Source organism: Streptomyces sp. NPDC058964 (assembly GCF_042741275.1).
Classification (GTDB): Bacteria; Actinomycetota; Actinomycetes; order Streptomycetales; family Streptomycetaceae; genus Streptomyces.
This window is the reverse complement of the sequence record NZ_JBHYKH010000720.1, coordinates 1-2628: the sequence shown is the minus strand read 5'-3', so window position 1 is coordinate 2628 and position 2628 is coordinate 1. Positions and strand designations below refer to the sequence as shown.

The 2628-nt window shown below is 73.8% G+C and carries 2 protein-coding genes and 1 pseudogene (1 of these 3 only partly in view); all 3 read right to left on the bottom strand.

Annotation, left to right across the window (positions count from 1 at the left end; genetic code table 11):
- Positions 1 to 1201, bottom strand: a pseudogene (locus ACFW2E_RS43620) (hypothetical protein) (it extends 223 nt beyond the left edge of the window).
- A complete protein-coding gene (locus tag ACFW2E_RS43615; RefSeq protein ID WP_384476762.1) occupies positions 1198 to 1869 on the bottom strand; it encodes a DUF6084 family protein in 672 nt (223 codons plus the stop codon). Before ACFW2E_RS43615 ends, ACFW2E_RS43620 begins: the two are co-directional and overlap by 4 nt.
- The gene (locus ACFW2E_RS43610) at positions 1866 to 2507 is read right to left on the bottom strand and encodes a DUF5947 family protein (protein ID WP_384476759.1); all 642 of its coding nucleotides are present in this window, start codon (positions 2505 to 2507) and stop codon (positions 1866 to 1868) included. Before ACFW2E_RS43610 ends, ACFW2E_RS43615 begins: the two co-directional genes overlap by 4 nt.
- Between the last annotated feature and the right edge of the window lie 121 nt (positions 2508 to 2628).

Genomic DNA, 2628 nt, shown 5'->3' with positions numbered 1-2628 from the left:
TGCCCGCGCCCCCCGTCCGGCCGCCGACCGTGACCCGGTCGCGGGCCGGGTCGAAGCCGGCGTCGGCCGCCGGGTCCCACCAGGGCGTGTCCGGCCGCGGTACGCCGTGCTCGTCGGGGAAGCCCTCGGCGGGCGCGGGCCGGGTCACCTCGCGCAGACCGCGCACCGCGCCGTGCAGGCGCTCCAGTACCTCCTGGGGCAGCGAGTCGGCGAGGTCGATCACCGCCGCCGCCCGGTCGTCGGTGCCGCGTGCCTCGCGCTTCTCCTCGTCGGTGAGGGCTGCGGTGCGCAGGGCGAGGATCTCGTCGATCTCGGTCGCGTCGTAGAGGGCGCCGGGGCTCTCGGGTGCGATGGCCGGGTGGTCCTCGAGGATGATCGGCGAGGACAGGACGACGTCGGCGCGGCCGGGTTCGCCCGCGAGCACCGGCCAGGTGTGCAGATTGCGGCAGGCGCCGACCGCGGTCTTCGCCCATTCGGGGGGATCCGTCATCGACAGGAACGAGCCCTTGCTCAGCGCCATGAGGAGGTGGGCTGCCACCAGGGAGCGCGGGAGTGCCGCCTCGCGGTCGGCCGCGTGGCCGGCCTGCGGGATCCAGCCGCTGGTGTTCTCGGCGACGGCCGTCAGCCGCATCACCCGGTAGGGTCCGTCGAGTTCACGAGCGGACAGCCGCAGGGCCCCGGCCAGTTCCTCGTGGCGGCGGATCGTGCGGCCGACGGTCCGGCCCGCCTCGTCGAGGACGGGCTCGGTCTCCTCACCGGCGGAGCGGTCGAAGGGGATCGTGACGTCCCCGGCGAGGAGGTCCGCCACCGGGACCACCGCCTCGACGCGCTCCTCGACGCCCTCGTCCCAGGGGACCAGGACCCGGTCGGCCAGACGCAGTTCGGTGACGGTCTCGAACCCGCCGTCGGCGAGCGCCCGCTGGACCGTGCGGCGGCGGGCGCGCAGGAAGCGCAGTTCGACGGCGAGGGTGGCGTCCGCCCTGGGTTCCATCAGGCACTCGGTGTGCTGGAAGGCGTGCTCCTCGCAATCGGCACCCCACGCGGGCGGCACCAGCACCCCGAACTGCCAGCGCAGCCGGTTCTTGGCCGCGGAGGCGCGGTAGGGGTAGAGCACGTAGCCCTCGAAGAGGACGGCGTCGGCCACCTGCCGGGCGAGGGCGAGCCGCGCCTCGGTCTCGGGAGCGAACGTTGTCACGCTCACGGAGCGGTCCTTCCGGTCATGGCGGCGCCGGTGACGGACGCGTTCCCCGTCTCCTCCAGCAGGGCCCGTACGGTCGCCTCCCAGGAGGGAAACGCCCGGCGCGAGCGGAAGGCGAGCAGGGCGTCCATGGTGTCGCGGGGCAGGCGGATCCAGCCGCAGCCGGGAAAGTGCTGTTCGACCATCTCGCGCCAGGTCGCGACGGGCATCCGGAACGTCGCCTCCCGGTCCCAGGGGACGGGCTCGACGCGGAATCCGCCCTTGCCGGTGAAGGCCGTGCCGGAGAAGAGCATGAGCAGGGGGACCTCGCCGCCCTGGAGCGCGTCGAGGTAGCGGGTCGCGGCGATGTCCATGTCGTAGGTGCAGGGCACGACGAGGTCCGCCTCGGTCTCCCGGGTGAAGCCCGTGACCATGAGCGGGACCTGAGCGAACTGCACCGGCTGGAGGGTGCTGCCCCACCGCGAGCGCTCGCCGAAGATGTCGGCGAGTCGGTCGGCCTCCGCCGCGTCGTAGCCTCGCCGCGCGGGCTCGATGCGGATCTGGCAGTTCAGCAGCAGGGCGTGCACGGGTTCGTCGTCGGGCTTGGTGATGCGCAGCCGGAACACCAGGGTGGGTCCGGCTGCATAGGGGTCGGCGCGTACGCCGGTGCACACGAAGGAGAGTCCGCTCACCGCCGGTCCCCCTCGCCGACCGGCCGGGCCAGGCCCGCGACGCGTGCGAAGAACGCGTCCAGGGCGGCGCGGGCCTCGGCCCCGCCGTCGAAGCCCGTCCACAACAGGCGCATGCGGCCGACGAGTTCGTAGCAGCTGTCGATCGGGACGAGATGGCACTCGATGCCGGCGTCGGTACGACGCAGCAGCAGGGCCTCGACGTCCGGTTCGAGCAGCCCGGCGAGGCCGGTGGCGGCCAGGACCCCGGCCCACGCCTCCGGTTCGAGCTCGCTCTCGGTGGCGCCGGCCGGACTCGGGTAGAGGGCGACCAGGCGGTCGAGTTCGGAGTTGCGGAAGAAGAAGGCGACCCCGACCGGGATGCGCAGTGTGTCCCAGGCCTGGTCGTCGAGGCGGTGGCCGGGGTCGGTGAGGTAGCGGTCGGGGACCGGCCGGAAGCGGCCCTCGCGGGCGCCCGGCCTGTCCATCAGCAGGAAGCACGACGGACAGGCGCACACCAGCGCCCGCTGCTCGGTGTCCACGAGGTGGCGGTGCTCCTCCTCGTCCACGACCGCCGAGCACAGTCCGCACCGCTCCTGCTGCGGCGGGCGTTCGGTGAGGAACCTGCGCAGGCCGGACGTCTGTGCCGGGGACGTGGTCATCCGGCGGCCCCCGGCCGCATGCCGATCTGGAGCAGCGCGGGTCCGGCCGGCCCGTTGCCGGTCCGCACCTCGACGGCCGTGACCTCCGGCACGAAACAGGTGATCACGTCCTCCGCCGTCC